We start from the raw sequence: 18,977 nt of genomic DNA on the forward strand, positions 1-18,977 counted from the left end.
TTTAGTAGTTAATTCAAACTTCTTGAAACTCCCATTTCTAAACCACGTAATTCTGCCAAACCTCTTAATCTACCAATTCCGGAATAACCAGGATTCGTTTTTTTATGTAAATCATCTAACATTTGATGTCCGTGATCTGGGCGCATCGGAATTATGTCATCACTCATGCCTTCTGAGTGTCTTCTTCGCTCTTCGATAACAACTTCCTTAACCATGCTATACATATCGACATCACCTTCTAAATGATTAGCTTCATGGAAATTTCCTTTAGCATCGCGTTGTGTGCTTCTAAAATGTAGAAAATGAACGCGATTTGCGAAACGTTTAAAAATGTTTAACAAATTATTATCAGATCTCACTCCCAAAGATCCAGTACAAAACGTAATTCCGTTTGATCTATTTGGAACTTCGGCAAACAAATACGCGTAATCCTCCTCCGTACTTACCACTCTTGGTAATCCTAAAATTTGGTACGGCGGATCGTCAGGATGAATACACATTAACACATTATTCTGTGCTGCAATCGGAATAATTTCCTTTAGAAAAGCAACTAGGTTTTCTTTTAATTTCTGAGCATCAATATTTGCATAAGTATCCAAAATAGCTTGAAACTGCTCTAAAGTATAGCCTTCTTCTGCACCAGGTAAACCAGCAATAATATTATTTACAAGTTTTTGTTTTTCGTCTTCAGTTAGTTTTTCAACATACACTTTCGCTTCCGCTTGTAACGCTTCAGAATAGTCTTGTTCTGCCCCCGAACGTTTTAATAAAAACAACTCGAAAGCAGCAAATGCAACCACATCAAAACGTAGTGCTTTAGAACCATCTTCTACTTGAAATGCTAAATCTGTACGGGTCCAATCTAAAACAGGCATAAAATTGTAACATACAATATGTACACCACATTGTGCTAAATTCTTAATGCTTTGTTTATAATTTTCAATGTATTCTTGAAAATTACCAGAACGTGTTTTTATATTTTCATGAACAGGAATACTTTCTACTACACTCCATGTTAACCCAATTTTTTCAATGATTCCTTTTCGTTTTGTAATCTCTTCAACACTCCAAACTGTTCCGTTTGGAATATGATGTAATGCATTTACAATTCCTGTTGCTCCTGCTTGTTTTATATCTGATAAGGATACGAGATCTTTTGGCCCGTACCACCTCCATGTTTGTTCCATATTATAATTTTTAATTATTAAACACCACTATAAGCACTAAAACCACCATCGATAGGAATTACAATTCCTGTTACAAAAGCAGAAGCATCGTTACACAAATATAATGTTGAACTTACTAAATCTTCTGGAACACCATATCTTCCCATAGGAGTTTGATCTATAATTTGCTGCCCTCTTTGCGTTAAGCTACCGTCTTCGTTAGTTAATAATGTTCTATTTTGATCTGTTAAAAAGAAACCTGGAGCGATTGCATTTACGCGAATTCCTACTTTAGAAAAATGAACAGCTAACCATTGTGTAAAGTTAGATACCGCTGCTTTTGCCCCACTATAAGCAGGTATTTTTGTTAGCGGTGTAAATGCATTCATTGATGAAATATTTAACACACTACATCCTTTTCTTCCAACCATATCTTTAGCGAATATTTGTGTAGGAAGTAACGTCCCAATAAAATTTAAATTGAACACAAACTCAATTCCTTTTGGATCTAAATCGAAAAAAGTTTTAAACCCTTCTGTGGTATTTTCCAAATCTGCTTCTAATAAATAAGGATTAGAAGTTGTTCCTAGAGGGTGATTTCCTCCGGCTCCGTTTATTAAAATATCGCAAGGCCCTAATTTTTCATTGATTTCTATTTTTGCAGCTTCTAAAGATGTTTTTTCTAACACATTTGCAACAACGCCAATAGCGATTCCTCCATCTGCATTAATCTGGTTAGCAACCTCTTCTGCTGCTTCTATTTTTAAATCTAAAACTGCTATTTTATAACCTTGTTTAGACAAAGCTTTTGCCAGAGTACCACATATTACGCCCCCTGCACCTGTTATTACTACTACTTTACTCATAATATTTTTTATATTTCTAATTATTAATAGCCTAGCAATTTCTATCTTTTAGATACTACTTCTACCAAGTTATTGAATATCAAAAATACGAGACACATATTTATATATGTTTTACTATTGTTGCAATTTATACTAAAAACAAGGTTTTCTTGCTGTTATGTTTCACTGTAAAACATATTTAGAAAAAGAAACATTAACTTAGAAAAGCGTTTCATATTTAAGTTAAATATCATTATTGAAAAATCAACTTTTCATCAATTCTATCCCAGTAGCATTTAAAGATATAAATACAACTTTATAGTATCCAATTTTTAGCCACTACGTAATAAATAATTATTTAAAAGCTACCCCCAAATCACCATAACTTATCTGCGCGTGGATCCTGTGCTGTTTTTATAGTATTCTGATAGATAAACGTGAAATAAAAACAGCATAGGGCGCATTTATGTTTTTGATTTGAAATCAGAATCATAACTTTTCCTAATTTTCATTTCGTTTCAGCTTTTCTTCAAATCGAACTTTCTGTTCCATAATTGGTTTTCTAGAGGTTTCTGCTAGTTCAAAAAGTGCTTTCAACATAGCAACTGTTGGTTTGGTTTGGTGCTTTTCTATGTTCTTCAAAATTGCAATCATTCCATTTATTCGTTTTTTAAAAACGTTTTCCAGAGTTTGAATTTTGGGATCTATAGACTCCAATGGAGACAATCCGTTTTTTTCAAAAAAGTCTATCATATATAACAAAGTCATGGACTGAGATAATGTCATTTTCTTGCTAAATCTCCTAAATCGCTTAGCAACTTCATCTTTAATTTTCAAGGTTGTAAAACCTTCATTTTTTAGTTTTTTATCCATTTTTTAGTAATTTAATGTTCTGTTTTATTGGGCTGAGACTATTTTTTAGTAAAAAACCTGCTAATCAAGTATTTATACACCAACACTTAAATTTTCAACATACTGATTTACAGTTAATTAAAATAAATGGTAGCTCTCGTAACCTCGCGCAGCGGGTTACCCTCTTGCTCTACCATTTCGTCCCATCCAAAATGGGACAAACTGTTAACCTTTTTTAAACTACTACTAGATTTTAACTTCAGTATTTATCCGTCTCATTTTAAGATATTTATTGTTTCATTTTTGAAGTTTATTTATTAAAATCATCATTTGTTTTAGAATTCTATATCCTAAAAACGACTAAGTTGATTACTTTGAAAATGTAGAATTGAAACTAGAATTAAGCGGACTTAACTTTGAGGCTGGAGTTGACCATGGAGTTCCTGCGTATTTCAGCTGGAGCGAAATGGGCAGTGGAAGCTTTGAAGTTGTGTCCAAGATATTTCAATGAAGTTCTTTTTCTGGAATGAAGTTTTTACGGAATGGATTGAAAATGGGCGTTATGGGTTAGATACCGCAATTTTTAGTTAATCAATCTATATACATATAATTAATTGTATTTGCTCAGTTTTACATCTAAAAGCATATAATGAAACAATTAGCCGAATTTGTTAAGCGACGCAGAAAAGAAGTTAATCTTACTCAGGAAGAATTTGCAGATTGTTCTGGCATTGCTCTAACTGGAAAATGCAGTACCATAATCGCCTCTCAATTACCCGTGGAAGCATGGCACGAAATTATTGAAGAACAAACCATTGCTGATGCTATTTTAGACCGTCTAGTACATACCGCACATAGAATAGATATTAAAGGCGAATCGATGCGTAAAAAATTGAAAAATAATCACTAATTTTAACTACAAATGAATCGATTTTGAGCACTTACTTTGCTATGCTCACTTTCATCCGCTGAGAGTGGTTCTCTTTGACCGTCCTATCCAGCGAGAATATTATAAACAGGCTATGGAGCAAAATATAAATCCTTTTTGGACAAATCGCGTAGGGTATGTTTATTGGGTGAAATTAACAGAAGATGTTAAAAGGGGTATTGATATAGCAAAATTGAAACTCGAATAATGAATTTATACGTTAAACATTATGAAACAAAAATATTACACGATCCTTTGTTTGATTATAGCATCCATTGCAGTTAATTGTAAAGGAGTTAGTAAGGAAGTTGTTTTAAAAGAAGGAACAGCGACAACAGTTTGCAATCCATTAGATATAAGTTATAGGTTTGCTGTAGATGACGGTCCTTCACGAAGAGAAGCGGCCGACCCTACCGTAGTTTTATATAATGATGATTACTATTTATTTGCCTCAAAATCTGGTGGATATTGGCATTCTGAAAATTTAATAACTTGGGACTTTATTACGTCAAAACAACTTCCGTTTGAAGATTACGCCCCAACCGCGGTGGTTATTGAAGATACGCTTTATTTTATGGCATCAAATAACCATGCGCCAATAACAATTTATAAAACTACCAATCCAAAATCTGGTGAATGGGAAATTGCTAATCCCAATTTTCCTATTGCCATGACGGATCCTGCGTTCTTTTATGATGATGGCAGATTGTTTTTGTATTACGGCTGTTCTAATAAAGACCCACTTTATGTTGTGGAGTTAGATGTAAATACGTTAAATCCAATAATAGACCCCATACCGGTTTTAAATAGTAAAAAAGAAGATTATGGCTGGGAGCGCTGGGGTGATTATAATAATCAGGAGTTAAATCCATGGATTGAAGGTGCCTGGGTAAATAAATACAATGGGAAGTATTACTTGCAATATGCAGGTCCAGGAACCAGATTTAAGAGTTATAACGATGGTGTTTATGTTTCCGAAAAACCATTAGGACCATTTAAATTGGCAGAGCATAATCCTATGGCTTTAAAACCAGAAGGTTTTGTAAATGGTGCTGGACATGGTAGTACATTTCAAGATAAATATGGAAATTATTGGCATTTTGGAACTATGTCGCTTACTATTAGGCATAAATTTGAACGTAGATTAGGTATGTTTCCAACTTTTTTTGATGAAGATGGTATGCTTTATAGTTATACAGGTTTTGGTGATTTTCCATTTATAGTGCCTCAGAAAAAGATATCTAAGCCAGAAGAATTATTTCCGAATTGGATGTTACTTTCGTACAAAAAACACATCACAGTATCCTCAGAATTGGAAACCCATCCTAAGAGTTTGGCTGCAGATGAAGAAATAAGAACTTATTGGAGTGCTAAAACAGGTAATAAAGGGGAATGGGTTCAAATGGATTTAGAAAAAGAATCTGTTATTAATGCTGTTCAAATTAATTTTGCTGAGCATGATACCAATCTACATGGTAGAAATGCGGATATTTATTACCAATACCATTTAGAATATTCAACTGATAATATAAATTGGAAATCCTTAATTGATAAAACAACAAGCAAAGATGATGCGCCTCATGATTTCACACAATTACAGATTCCCGTAAAAGCACGTTATTTAAGATTGACTAATTATTTTGTTCCAGATGGTACTTTTGCTTTAGCCGATTTTCGGGTTTTTGGAAATGCACAAGGAGAAAAACCTAGTAAAAATGTAATTTTGGAAATTGCTCGATTGACAGAAGATAGGTGTATTGTTAATTTAAAATGGAATGCAAATAAGGACGCTTTTGGTTATAATATTAGGTATGGAATACATCCAGAAAAATTATATCATAACTATCAAGTTCTTGATAAAGATTCTTTAACTATTAGAACTTTAAATAAGTTTCAAAAATATTATTTTACCATAGACAGTTTTAGCGAGAATGGCATATTAAAAGGAACGGAAATTATAGAAGTAAATTAAATACTTTGCAGCAATCCTTCTAAAATATTTTTGGTTACAAATGGTTGCGGCCTTCTAGATGACTTTATACGTTAAAAAAGTAACTGAAATTATTCCTCAGTGACATTCCAAGGAATCAATTTTGGACACTTACATTGCTATGCAAACTTTCATCGGTCTCAAATTGGCTCACTTTGTTCGCTCTATCCATTTATTTAGCACGGTTCCATTCCCAATATCGATTCCCGACATCGTCTATAAATAAAAGAAATGGTACTTATTGATAAGATTCAAAATAGAGCATTTGATTTGTAAAACACAAGTGGCTATAATCACCAAGAAGAGGTGTAAGTTTTGAAAGCTGACTTGGTGTGATTTACAAATAATAATTAAACATACTATTAACAACTTTTAAATTAGTATTATTTAAAATGCAAAACAGTATAAAAAAATCCCCTTCTTAAAAAGAAGGGGATTGAGATCAATAAATGTTTTAAAGTTTAATTTGTTTTATGCTTTAAAGAAACTATTGTGCCTTTTTCTTAAAAGATACATACTACTCTGGAATATAGTTTTTATCCATTGCCAATATCCATTTATCTAATTCAAAACCATCTTCACGCATTGAAAAAGATATAATATGTTCACCTTCCTTTTCAAAATTCAGGGTTATTGTTTGAGCATAACCACAGTGCTTTGACGGCACACGTTGTGCCGAAGACCAAGACCATTGATGTTTTCCTTTACACAACTGAATTCGTTGTCCACTTTCTGGCCATTCGCCATCCACACCAACATGCACGCCATTATCTTCTGGACCACTAGAAAATGCTTTTACCCAAACATAATAGGTGCCTGGAGTGTTTATTTTAACTTTATAAGATACCATGCCACCAGTTCCCGCAACAGGAAAAAAGTTTTCGCCTTGAATTAAAGCATCCCCGTGAGTTACTCGTGTATCTGGTAAAGCTTCAATATAAGCTTGTCCACTTGCAGACGCTGTATTATCAGTAACTTTTTCAAATGGAGCTGGATTCTTTTCTGACCGTACATACCATTTTCGTGGACTTTCATTATTTGAATTATAATGAAAAGCTTCCGCCTCAACCTCTAAAAGACCATCTTTTTCTTCAAAAGCTGTAACATGTTTTAAATCTTCCTTCAAACTGAAAACAACAGGTGTTAAGGTTACAGAACTCCATCGTCCTCTTGACCAAGCTGTTTCATTATGCTCAGGAATTTTGCCGTTGCTCATTGCTTTAGATGATACTTTAATCGTATCATTTGTTTTAAGATATATTTTACCTAAAACCAAATTTTCTTTTTTAAATGATTCTGGAGTTTGTGGGTTTGAAACTGTTTTTAATTTTTCATTATTAACTCTAATAGTATAAACTGATTCACCATCATTTTCTGCTATGGCATTTAATACCCCTGAATAATACCCACTTTTACCTTTAAATATAGCTTGAGCAGATGCTAATTTATTACGTTGCTCATTCTTTCCTGCATTGATTGCAAATGTTCCTCTTTTTTCTTCTTTATAATAAACAGCTTCCGAGCTTTCATCAATTATAAAATCCTCTAGAGCACTTAAAATAAGTGTGTCTTCGTTGTTAGAAGTTAAAACTACTTTTTTTGATTTATTTTCAATTAAAGCAACCCAGTCTCCATCTTTTGATGGTGGCAATCCTATGGATACTTTTCCTCCTCCTTTTATGGCTTTAATACTTCCTTCTTGAAGTGCTCCACCAGTTCTTGGATTATACCACAGTACAGTAAACTTAGATTTGTTATCTGATAAATCTAAGATTGTTTCTTCCACTTTTGGGAGATAAACAGTATATATAGCAGCTTTTTTAGCAAACACATAATCATGCGTGTTTTCAGTTAACTCATTAGCAGATACCATCGTTTCAAAAGGAATGTGTTGTTGAAAAAACTCCATAGCATATCGTGTTTGATCCCAAAGAATATCTCGTGATCTCCAATCTTCACATTTCAAATCGTTATGTGCAAATTTGTAACCAAAATACCATTCCACTCCAGCTCCGCCAGCCATTAAATTACCCCATAATACCTCATGTCTAATATCATTGTGCTCTGGGTCATCTGCATCTGGTTTAGCCCCTGTATCTGCTGGCCCAATCTCATCTTGAGTAACCACCCATTGTTTACTAAAATTTTTAGACTCATCTATCCATTTTACCGTAATATCATGCACATCGTGAATATGATGAGTTTGTAAAGAAGCCCCATCTAAATATTCGTAACCTAGTAATGGTGTTAAAAATAAATCTTGAGCATCAGTATGTGCATGTGTATGGATTGATACATAATTTTGATATGGATCGTTTTGTTTAATATACTTAGCCATCTCCTTTCTATCATTATCCGTTTGCCCTTTTGGCGTCCATCTTAACGGTCCGTTTTCTTCCCCTAAATTCCATGTAATTGCTAAGTGATGTGAGAAACGAGCAATCAACTCACGATAGTACAATTTACGTTGCACACCCAACTCTCCTATATCCATCAATAGCTCGTTTTCAGTTTCTTGTGTTACAATATGTAACATTAAACCTAAATCATCCATATGGTCAAAAACAACTTCCCATTGGTCTAGTTTACTGCAATCAAAACGGTAACGCTCGTTATCACTAGTCCATGGCCAAACATCTTTACCATCGCCTTGCACACTCATAGTTAAAAAGAATACTGAATTCATTTTTTCTGATGCTAAATAATTAAGTGCACCAATAATATTTTTACCTTTTCCGTTTTGCCACGTTGGGTCTCCATTTTTCCAATCTTTAGCATGTGGTTCGTATTTGTGAGAAGGTGGAGTTTGATCAAACTCATAATACCCCAAAAAACTCTCTGGACTGTCTGCTCCTCCTTTTATAAATGACTCGTTAGTATCTGCATATTTTAAATAACGTTCACCAACATATTTTAAACGCCCTTTAGTTCTAAAAGACGACCCAACTTTATCAGCTTCACCAACATTAAACTTACCACTAGAGCCATCAAAACCTATTGGTTCTCCGGCATTTATGTCGTCATTTATAGAAATATTTTCTCCCTTTCGGAAAGACACTTTATAGCTCCACTCTCCTGCTTTATCTGGAGAAAATCTTACTTTCCAAACATTACCACTTTTGGCACTTGTTTCTGCAGCGTTACCATCGGCTGCATAAAACCCAGGAACCACATAGGTTTTTCCTTTATTTGTAAAAGTAACATTGAGTCGATAATTTAAAAACGGATTGTTTTCATCGCTTTCATTTAAATTATCGCCTTGAAAACTAAGAGTTACTTTATGCCATTTTTTAAGTGTGCCATCAATAGAAACTTTTGATTCTTGCGCAATAATTGTTCCTGTAAATAAGAAAAATAACCCTGTTAAAATAATTAGTTTTTTCATGTGTCTTTATTTAATATGCGGTGTTTATAATATTAGTTTTGTGCTTTTAGATTATATAAATACTGGTGCATTTATTTCAGCCGATTTGTAAACGGCTTCTTGAACTTGTAATGTTTTTAAATAGTTTTCGCCGTTAGTTTCAAAAGGATCTCCTGATATTAAATTATCAATAAAATCTCTTTGAAAAATATAGCCGCAGTCTCCTGCAAATCCTACATCATAATGAATATATTGATGGTTTTTTTCATTTTCGCCTAATTTTTTAACAGTGATTTGACCATCGGAATACAATCGAACTGTCTCTTTTGAGCCATCAATTAAATACTCGCCAAACGTGTATCGTTGCTTTTTGAAATTGTTTTCGTTGTAACGATTGGCATCCCAAATGGCATGAGAATTGTTTTCAAAATTAAGAATTACCAACCCAGAATCTTCGCCTTTTATAACAGGGTTTAGCCTTTTTAAAATGGCATAAACGCTTTCAACTTCCCTTGCATGGGTTTTAATATCGTTTAAGGTTTGTTGTAATTCTATATTTTTTAATTCTGAAAATTGATTTATAATATCTGTTGCTTTATCTGTTATGCCATATTTTCTATCTGTTCCGTTTACAAAAATATTCCAAGTGAGAATACAAAAGTCTACATTTCTATCTTTAGCATATTTCATGACATTTCTCCAAAATTCTATTTTTTCATCTATAGTCATTTTTTTAACTATTCCGGGATTCTCTAAAATCTCGGGTGCATCAAAGCCAACACCATTACCTTTATAAAATTCTTCCCATTTTATAGTTGATCGTTGCACATCGTTTAAAGCGACATCTTCATAACCTGGTGCTTTTACCATTGCTGTGAATGGATGTAAATTCCATAGTGAAATAAAATTATAGCGGTATCGTGCTAAATTATCGATGTATTCTGTCCAAAAATCAAAACTCCACATTTCTGGAATAATCTTCTGAGTCGAATCGCTGGTATCTGAATAGCCTAGGTGTTCGCACATCCAACGGAACATTAAATTTGGTCCCTCGCCGTGCCATATATGGATTTTGAGTCGTTTCTTCAACACCTTCCAATCCAAACAGTTTTATTTGTTCTGCAAGCTCCTGCTATATCGAAAGCAATAACTAGAATGGTATCATTCTCTTTTTTTATAGTAAACCCTTCGGCTTTCAATTGTGTATTTTCTGGTTGAACAAAAAACTTAATAAATGCCTTTTTATCCCAACCAATGCCACTTTCTATTCCTTTTTCAGAAAGCGCTATTTTAACCTCATCAATTCCAAATTTAATTGTTAGATTCATAAAATCTGTAGATATAACGATTTTTTCATTTTAGTTTTCACAACTAAAAAAAAGCATAACGACTATAAAAATAATGTGTAATGTGAAATCCGATTTATTGGGATACATCATTTATTTATGTTTTTACATACAATAAATTCGCTATAACAATCGAATTTATACTACGATCTCAAAAAACTGAGCTCTATTTAATAGACATATAAATTCCTTGTTTTGGATTAAATGAATAATACAAGCCATTTGAATGAGTTCACACCTATAATATGCATCCTCATAATAAAATGAGTTTTAAGGTATGATAATGCTATATCTTTTGTCCTGAAACCAGAAATCGTTTTTTTCTAAAGATTATTAAATTCTGACAGAAGCTATATTATTTAAAATCAACTTCTGTTACGTTTTTATTATAATCTTTACCTCTTAAGGATTCAAAAACTTTCAATAATTCCGCCAACTTCTCAGGATTAGATATAGCTAGGTTATTTTGTTGCCCCTTATCTTCTTTTAAATTATAAAGTTGAAAATATGGAAAACTCCCCACTTCAATACCTACTTCTTCTTGAAAATTTTTCCCTTTATATGCTGGAATCATCAGCCAATCTCCGCTACGTAGAGCTGTTCTAGAGGTAGCTTCTAAAATAAGGTTATCTCTACCCTTATCAACTTTTCCTAATAATAAATCTAAAAAATCTTGACTATCTGTAGATTTTTCTTCTATTCCAACAAGGTTTGCAATAGATGCCAATAAATCCATTTGACATACAACAGCATCTGAAACTGCGGGTTGAATTTTTCCTTTCCAATAGGTTATAAGTGGCACCCGTGTTCCAGCTTCGAACAGACTATACTTACCACCTCTTAATCCACCTTTCGGGTCATGATTTCCAAGTTTTTCTACCGCATCATCATAATAACCATCATTAAGCACTGGTCCATTATCACTTGAAAAGACTATTAATGTGTTTTCAAGAAGACCTTCTTCCTTTAAAGTTTTCATGAATTCACCAATACACCAATCGGCTTCTAAAATAACGTCGCCTCTGGGGCCTAACCCTGATTTACCTACAAAACGTGGGTGTGGTGTGCGGGGCACATGTGGTTGTTGCATGGCATAGTATAAGAAAAAAGGGCTTTCTTTATGTGTTTTTACATAGTCTTGAGCCTTTACCAAAAATTGATCAGCCATATCCACATCACTCCATTTTGCAGATTGCCCGCCTTTCATAAAACCAATTCTTGGAATCCCATTTACAATACTGTTGTTATGTCCATGGTGCCATTTCATTGTTAGCATTTCAGGATTTGAAATAGCAGTAGGTTCTCCCTCAAAATTATTTTTATAATCCACTAAAATAGGATCTTTTTTATCTAAATTAACTACACTGCCGTTTTCTATATATACTGTTGGAACACGATCTTGCGTTGCTGCCAAAATATAAGCTTCATCGAAACCTACTTCATTGGGTCCTGGTGTGATTTTATCATTCCAGTTTACAATGCCAGTGCCTAACCCCAAATGCCATTTTCCTATTACGGCGGTTTGGTAACCTTCATTTTTAAGCATTTTAGGCAAAGTTTGTTGCTCTGTACTTATTAAAAGCGGCGCTGTACCAGGCAGTATTTTAGCATCTTTATTTCGCCAAGGGTACATACCCGTAAGCAAGGCGTAACGACTAGGAGTACACGTAGCAGATGAGGCATATCCATTAGTGAATTTGATACCTCCAGCTGCCAATGCATCAATATTTGGTGTACGTAACTCATTGGATCCATAAGAACTTAAATCACCATAACCTAAATCGTCAAGATATATTATAACAATATTGGGTAAAGTATTCTGTTCTATTATAATTTCAGCTTGCTCTTGTTTTTTTTCCTTACAATTACTTATTAAAGTAAAAACCAGTGCTACTATAAACAAATAAAGAGTGTTTTTTAAGAGGTATTTCATAATTACGTGTTTTAACTAATAGAATATAATTTCACTTAATATGGGATGATATCAGCATATTTTTTTTCTTTAAACCAAGGATCATTTGTTTTCTTTAAGAGTTTACTCAATTCTACTAATAAGGCTTTAGACACCTCAGGTTCCTCTTTAATATTAATTTTTTTAACCTGATATGGGTCCCTTAAATTATCATAAATAAAAGCTTCTGATAGTGATTGACCTGATTGCTCATCCCAAGGCTTTTTACTCTCTCTTAAGCATAGTGTATATCTATCTGTTAATACTCCTCTTGCATTTCCCAACATTATTAATACCGCTTCAGGTTTTTTAACAGTGGTTTCTTCTTTGTTTTTCAAAATTGAAGAAAAATTGGTTCCTTCAATCTCTTCAGGAATTTGATTCCCAATTCCTGCTAATCCCATTGTGGTAGGCAAAATATCAGGCACACTTAATAAAATATCGGTTGTTGCTGGTTTTAATCCTTTTGGCCAGTGTACAATAAACGGGATTGCCAAAGACTCCAATTCAACAGCATTCTTACCGGTATCACCATGGCTTCCTAACATTTCTCCATGATCACTACTAAATATAACAATAGTATTATCTAATTCGCCCATTTTTTCTAATTCATCTAAAACCAATCCTATATAGTAGTCTGAACTCGTTACATTGGCATAATAATGTCTTGCATATTTAGCAATTTCTTTATCCACATTTTTACGTGTTACTAATTTATCATCTACTTCAGGAAACTTATCTGTGTCGTAATATTTATGTAAAGTCTCCATATCTGTATTGCTATCATCCCATGGATTGTGCGGTGGGTTCATGGACCAAATCATACAAAATGGTTTGTTAGCATCTCTTTGTCCCCTTTTATTTTGTAAATAATCAATAATAATTTTTGACTCATTTTTAGGTGAAAATATCTTTGGTAAATACAATTCACCATCTTTTTTTCCTTCTATAGTATAGGGGTCGTTAGAATAAATATGTGGATTAAAATGAGTGTCCTTTATAGATTCATAAAAATATTCAATTCCATGTCGCTTTTTTCCTGTTGGGATATACGTATCGTATTCATTAACATAATGGCCACCAGGAGCTTCAGTTGTTCCTACATAGTTTCCATTTTCATCAAATAATGGTTCTGGCATTAGCCAATGGCATTTTCCAAAATACGACGTGGTATACCCTGCTTTTAAAAACAAATCAGGTATTGTAGCAACATCATCTTTTAAGCTATGGTCCCTACCTACTTTACAATTGTTCCAAATGCCATTTTGCTCTGGATACAAACCAGACATTAACATCCCACGATATGGGCTACATAAAGGAAAATTACTAATGGCACTAGTAAATACCACACCATTTTTTGCCAACTTATCAATATTGGGCGTTATAACAGGATCTCCTTTTCCTTGAGCTAAATCTTTAAAAGGTGCTTCAGACCAAAATCCGGCACTATATCTTCTTAACTGGTCTGGAAACACAATTAATATATTGGGCTTTTTATCAGCTTCAACGATCACTTCTTTTTGTTGAGATTTGCAATTGAAACATAAAATAACTAAGGCTAAAATTTTAAAACACATTCTCATTTTTTAAATTTTTGATTTTAATACTAATATCCATTCTGGAAGTTTTCCTAAACGTAACTTTAATTGTTCTTCAAATAAAGATTCTGGCTGAACCGCTTTACCGATACTTTCAATAATCTGAACTTCATTTTCATTAAAGGTTGTACCAGCACCATGAAATCCCACTATTATAGGAGGTACAATTCTCCAATACTCAGAATCTGTTGCTACAAAACTGAAATCTTTCTCTGCTTCATCTGTTTCATTAAAATTCCACAACACTAAATAACGACCATGATTTGGGAGATTTTTTATAGAACCTCCTGCTCTTCCTTGAAAGAAACCACCTTCAATATTATCAAATAATGTACAACGTGGTTGTGACGCATGCGATTCAAAACAGGTAAACTCGGCATGTTTTGACCTCCAAACAACTGTTCCTGTAGAACTTCCGCCAGCAACACCTGTAGAATGATGCATCCCAGCAATATCATTTATATTTGCCATAAGTATACCTGTAGAACCAGATGCATGAACGGCAGTATGTCCTAAATTACCTACAATAGTAATATTAAGAGCAGTACATGCAGCTGATGTAGAAAACCCCACACAGTTACTTACATTCTTAAAAGTACAATCTTTAACCCAAGAATCTACCGCGTTTGATATACTTAAAATACTCCATCCGCCGTCATCTTGTGCAGACCTATGATGCACAAACTCTTTCAACCAGTTACCTTCAAAAGTAATTTTTTCAAATCCTACGTGGTTTACGGGTTCAAAACTTGAAATAGTCCATTGATGTTTCGCTTGAATATCATAATGAATAGGCTCTATCAAAACAATGGTGTTTCCTTCAACTTTTGCTACCTGATGACGCTCATTGACTTGTACGCCTTCATTTAAAATAGCAGTCCACTTTGGCTCCGGTTTCAATGTTTGTAAATCATAATCAATTAGATCTTTACTATTATTTAAAACTTCAATAACAATCCAATCTCCTTTTTTTATTTTTGAGGCGTCCTCTACTTCAATGCTATAAGTTTCTCTGCGAGCATCTGCTACTACTTTTGTTAAAAATTCATCTTTTTTCTCTGAAATTACTTTAATAGCACTCGGACAGCTCCATAATTTTTTAGGATCCGTAGGCGGTAAATCATTTTCAAAAAACAAAATCGTATTCTTCTCATCTTCGCCTCTAAAAATTATTTTGGATGCTGTTATTTTAATAATGCTTTGATCGTCTTCTTTGGTATTTATGTAATACTTTCCTTTTGGGAAATAAACAATACCCTCTCCATTAATAGTCGCTGCTTCAATAGCTTTTTTAATGGCATCTTTATCAGATTTAGTATCATTTGGAATGGCTCCAAATGTAGTAACGTCAAATACTTTGTAATCTAAGTTTGGAATTTCAACTTCGCTATATTTGTAACCCGCAAATGAGAAATCAGGGAGTATAGGTTCGGTTCCATTTGCTTTGGCAGTTTTAAAATCTTCCCAAACTTCGCTTTGTTGTGAATAGCAATTTGAGAAAACAACCAGTATTATTGACAATGTTATTGATTTTAAAAACATGATTTTATTCTTTTATTAAGTTGTATCTGAGTAAAGCTTCTAAATAATAATAATCTGCATAATTTAAAGGGACATCTATTTCATTATCATGAGGTATACTGCCTACACTATGCTTTAAAATGAAGTTATGATTTTCTCCTAGCTTAGCCGTATATGCTTCTGAAGCTAGAGAATTCATGATTTTATCGATTGCAGGTTTATATGATTCTTGTGTATACCCATCTAACTCCAATAATGCGGACACCGTGACCGCTGCTGCTGAAACATCACGAGGTTCATTAGGGATATTGGCAGCATTATAATCCCAATACGGAATACCATCTTCTGGAATGCCTTTATAATTTATAATGTATTTTGCTATTTTTTTAGCTTGATTTAAATAGGTAGAATCTTTTGTGAATCTGTAACAAACCGTATATCCATAAAGCCCCCAAGCTTGCCCTCTAGCCCATGCGCTTTCGTCTGCAAAACCTTGAGCAGTCTGTTTACTTCTAACTTCTCCCGTCTCTGTGTCGTAATCTACAACATGATATGAACTGTTATCCTCTCTAAAGTGATTCTTCAAAGTAGTATTAGCATGGGTTATTGCAGCCTCTTTATATTTTGAATCACCAGTCAGTTCACTCAATTTAAACAACAATTCTAGGTTCATCATATTATCTATAATCACCGGAAAATTCCAACCTCTTTCTTTTTGCCAACCGCTATCAACATCCCAACTTTTAATGCATCCAACAATTGGATTAAAACGGGTTAGCAAAGAATCTCCTGCATGAATCATCACCTGTTTGAACGCTTCGTTATTAGTTAACCTATAACCATTTCCAAATGAAGAATTAAAAACAAAACCTAAATCGTGATTAGTAGTATTGTTTTTATGGCTTTCAAATTTTGATTGAAATTTTTCAGCTGCATTTTTCCACTTTTCATCTTTAGTAAATTCATATAAATACCAACAACTGCCAGGGAAGAACCCTTCTGTCCAATCAAAATCTTCATTAGCCCAATGCATGTCACCATTAGCTGTAACCGTTCTAGGCATTCTATCGGCCTTGGTAGCTTCTGCCAGCAACAATTGTATTTGACTTTCAGCATTAACTAAGCTTTGCTCTTTATGAAATTTGTTTAAGCTGTTGTCCTTTTCTATACATGCGCATAGAAAAAAGAAAAATATTATAAAAATAAAGGGGGTACCAAATTTGATATTCATGTTAATCTGTTTCAATAAAGTTATAAAACAAAATTAGACACAAATAATTTTAATTAGGGGGTAATTTAAACTTCAACAGAGGGTACAAATTATTATTTCTAAACAATCCTGTCCTAAATAAAATTAAGGCACACTAATTTTAACCACTTTACTGGTTTAACCATTAATTTTTGTGTTTTTTCAAAATAAAACCTCTTGCATATAATTAATTGCAGGGGGTTTACCTTTTTCAAAAGTATAATCGAGCCACCTATTCAGTTCAACCTTCACAAAAAGGTTTAGTCTTATAACGGCGAACAAATTAGATAAATACCATGGGTCTTTAGCTTGTGCTTTTAACGCCTTTAGGATAAGAATAGTTATTAATGCTGTCCAAATTTGGATCATTACTGCATTTTGACTTGTTCCGATAAAGGATTTTATGTGCAATTGTTGTATTATGTCTCTGAAAAAGATTTCTACCTCCCATCTAGCCTTGTGGAGTTCGGTTATGGTGTTTGCTGTCCAAGACATTTGGCTGGTAATGACTTCTATGGTTTGCTGATTTTTGTCGTCCCATAATACAACCCTGCGGAGTTTATTAAGATACTTCTCTTTCGTTTAAGTCCCAGTCAGTTCAATGAGTTCATCTTTTAAAACGTGCTGATGCCTGTTATCGGGTAGTTCACTTTCTTTTATTGTTTTAAATTTTATGTTGTCTTTATGTCTCACTACAAAATATACACCATTGCTGTCCCGGCCTAATAGACAAAAAGGTTGGTCTTCTTTATTATAAATTTATCGGTCTGTTTTGGCCTTTAAAAATTCATTTATGAATTTGATTTTCCTTTCTTTAGTCAATCCATTATGGTTTCTAAGTTTGTTTTTTAAATTAGAAAAATGACCAGCAATCATATTCGTTGTATTTGGAATATTTAATTCATAATTATCATACCATGTAAATAACCAGGTCAAATTCGTATTAAGACTTCTGTAGGCACTTCTTAGTCGTTTATGAGTAAAATGACTCTTTCCTGTTTCAATATTGATACTACGCTCATTTAAAAAGCTTTCCCACTTAATAAACCACATATTTAATCTGCCTTGAAACGATTCCTTATCCGTGTTTTTTAACAAAGACACATGCGTCTTCAAATCTTTGGAAGCCTGCATTTTCGGGTTTTTAGATATATATCTTCTTATTGCAGCAACTTGATGAAATTGACAGAGTTGAACAGGTATATCATTAAACGCTCGAACTAAGCCTTTTCTGCCATCACAAACGACAGCTACAACAATAAAGCCTTTATGTTGTAGCTCTTTAATTCCCTTTATATATAATGCGTTTGTTTCTTATTTAACGTAATACCAAAGTAGATTCTCTTTACTGTAAGCATCTTTAAATAACATTAATCCAAAACTTCTACCCCAATAGGTTGTATCCATTAGAACAATAACTTTTTTAGGTGCTATCGCTACTGGTTTTACTTGGTAAAGATCAAGTTTACGTTGGATAGTTCGCTTTGAACATCCATATTTCTGTGCAAGTTGTATGTAAGTTTGTTTTCCCCGGATATATTCATCCCAAAGAAAATCTATTGGAATTTGTTTTCCTTCAATGAAAACTCTTTTACAGTTCAAACATTTATAACGCTGTTTGTCTAATCTAGTGCCATATTTTTGTGTGTCTAAACTATCACAAAATTTACATTTTTTTTATTCAAAACATTTGATTTGGCTTAAAGCTAATAAACATCTAGGATAAGAAAGTTTTCACCAACCTTTTTGTCTATTACATCTACTTTTCATACTAGCCTATTGTCCTAGACTCTCTAGAAGCACATAATAATGGTCACTAAAGAGTTCCCTACTCCGATTTTTATTCTGGTAGCTTATCGTAGATTTTGATGGTGCTTTATGCATGCCTAAGTGGTTTAAATTACCTGTAGCTGAGCAAAGGCCATTGCTGATATCTCGAGCGAATTGACTTTTTGCAAATTGATAAAATAACATAGAAACTAAATGTGAACAGCTGTCAAAACCTTTTTGATGCTTATCCCTTTTATGTAACTTGACTAAGCGCTTAAACTTTGAGCTATCTAATTTTGAGATTATTTGAGAAAACAATGTTATATTTATCATCGGAGGAAGGGTTTTGTGGTGTACCAGAAAGGTAACTTTGTGGAACAAAATTTCCTTTCTCTTT

12 protein-coding genes and 4 pseudogenes are annotated in these 18,977 nt (G+C 33.4%); 2 read left to right on the plus strand and 14 right to left on the minus strand.

Going from position 1 to position 18,977, the window contains the following annotated elements:
* Positions 1 to 8: 8 nt before the first annotated feature.
* From uxuA to R6X41_RS10140, 3 genes are all read right to left on the minus strand, one after another.
* On the minus strand, positions 9 to 1,187 hold the full coding sequence (uxuA, locus tag R6X41_RS10130) for a mannonate dehydratase (protein ID WP_318499909.1): 1,179 nt from the start codon (positions 1,185 to 1,187) through the stop codon (positions 9 to 11).
* 17 nt (positions 1,188 to 1,204) lie between these two features.
* A complete protein-coding gene (locus R6X41_RS10135; protein ID WP_318499986.1) occupies positions 1,205 to 2,044 on the minus strand; it encodes an SDR family oxidoreductase in 840 nt (279 codons plus the stop codon).
* 468 nt (positions 2,045 to 2,512) lie between these two features.
* Positions 2,513 to 2,884: a BfmA/BtgA family mobilization protein gene (locus R6X41_RS10140; protein WP_318499911.1), complete on the minus strand. Its 372-nt coding sequence runs from the start codon at positions 2,882 to 2,884 to the stop codon at positions 2,513 to 2,515.
* Between the two features lie 721 nt (positions 2,885 to 3,605).
* On the opposite strand from R6X41_RS10140, the pseudogene R6X41_RS19770 reads away from it, so the two are divergent.
* A pseudogene (locus tag R6X41_RS19770) lies at positions 3,606 to 3,773 on the plus strand (ATP-binding protein); the annotation flags it as partial.
* Between the two features lie 247 nt (positions 3,774 to 4,020).
* Positions 4,021 to 5,763: a family 43 glycosylhydrolase gene (locus tag R6X41_RS10150; RefSeq protein WP_318499915.1), complete on the plus strand. Its 1,743-nt coding sequence runs from the start codon at positions 4,021 to 4,023 to the stop codon at positions 5,761 to 5,763.
* Between the two features lie 535 nt (positions 5,764 to 6,298).
* On the opposite strand, the gene R6X41_RS10155 is transcribed toward R6X41_RS10150, so the two are convergent.
* The 11 genes and pseudogenes from R6X41_RS10155 to R6X41_RS10205 form a co-directional block, all read right to left on the minus strand.
* Entirely contained in the window at positions 6,299 to 9,166 is a 2,868-nt protein-coding gene (locus R6X41_RS10155; RefSeq protein WP_318499916.1) for a DUF5060 domain-containing protein, read from the minus strand.
* 51 nt (positions 9,167 to 9,217) lie between these two features.
* Complete coding sequence (locus tag R6X41_RS10160) at positions 9,218 to 10,171, minus strand: hypothetical protein (RefSeq protein WP_318499918.1); 954 nt, start codon at positions 10,169 to 10,171, stop codon at positions 9,218 to 9,220.
* 59 nt (positions 10,172 to 10,230) lie between these two features.
* Positions 10,231 to 10,473 carry a hypothetical protein gene (locus R6X41_RS10165; RefSeq protein ID WP_318499920.1) on the minus strand — a complete coding sequence of 81 codons (243 nt, stop codon included), beginning with the start codon at positions 10,471 to 10,473 and terminating at the stop codon, positions 10,231 to 10,233.
* A gap of 373 nt (positions 10,474 to 10,846) precedes the next feature.
* Positions 10,847 to 12,424 carry a sulfatase family protein gene (locus R6X41_RS10170; RefSeq protein WP_318499922.1) on the minus strand — a complete coding sequence of 526 codons (1,578 nt, stop codon included), beginning with the start codon at positions 12,422 to 12,424 and terminating at the stop codon, positions 10,847 to 10,849.
* Between the two features lie 35 nt (positions 12,425 to 12,459).
* Entirely contained in the window at positions 12,460 to 14,019 is a 1,560-nt protein-coding gene (locus R6X41_RS10175; protein ID WP_318499924.1) for a sulfatase family protein, read from the minus strand.
* Between the two features lie 9 nt (positions 14,020 to 14,028).
* Positions 14,029 to 15,561 (minus strand): DUF4955 domain-containing protein, encoded by a 1,533-nt coding sequence (locus R6X41_RS10180; RefSeq protein ID WP_318499926.1) that lies wholly within the window; start codon positions 15,559 to 15,561, stop codon positions 14,029 to 14,031.
* 25 nt (positions 15,562 to 15,586) lie between these two features.
* Entirely contained in the window at positions 15,587 to 16,792 is a 1,206-nt protein-coding gene (locus R6X41_RS10185; protein ID WP_318499928.1) for a glycoside hydrolase family 88 protein, read from the minus strand.
* Positions 16,793 to 16,972: 180 nt separating this feature from the next.
* Positions 16,973 to 17,332, minus strand: a pseudogene (locus R6X41_RS10190) (transposase); the annotation flags it as partial.
* 237 nt (positions 17,333 to 17,569) lie between these two features.
* A pseudogene (locus tag R6X41_RS10195) lies at positions 17,570 to 18,112 on the minus strand (IS256 family transposase, variant Zn-binding type); the annotation flags it as partial.
* 12 nt (positions 18,113 to 18,124) lie between these two features.
* Positions 18,125 to 18,472: pseudogene (locus R6X41_RS10200) on the minus strand (IS1/IS1595 family N-terminal zinc-binding domain-containing protein); the annotation flags it as partial.
* Between the two features lie 114 nt (positions 18,473 to 18,586).
* On the minus strand, positions 18,587 to 18,913 hold the full coding sequence (locus R6X41_RS10205) for a DUF4372 domain-containing protein (protein ID WP_318499932.1): 327 nt from the start codon (positions 18,911 to 18,913) through the stop codon (positions 18,587 to 18,589).
* Positions 18,914 to 18,977 lie beyond the last annotated feature (64 nt).

The sequence above is a fragment of the Formosa sejongensis genome (assembly GCF_033447105.1).
GTDB lineage: Bacteria > Bacteroidota > Bacteroidia > Flavobacteriales > Flavobacteriaceae > Formosa.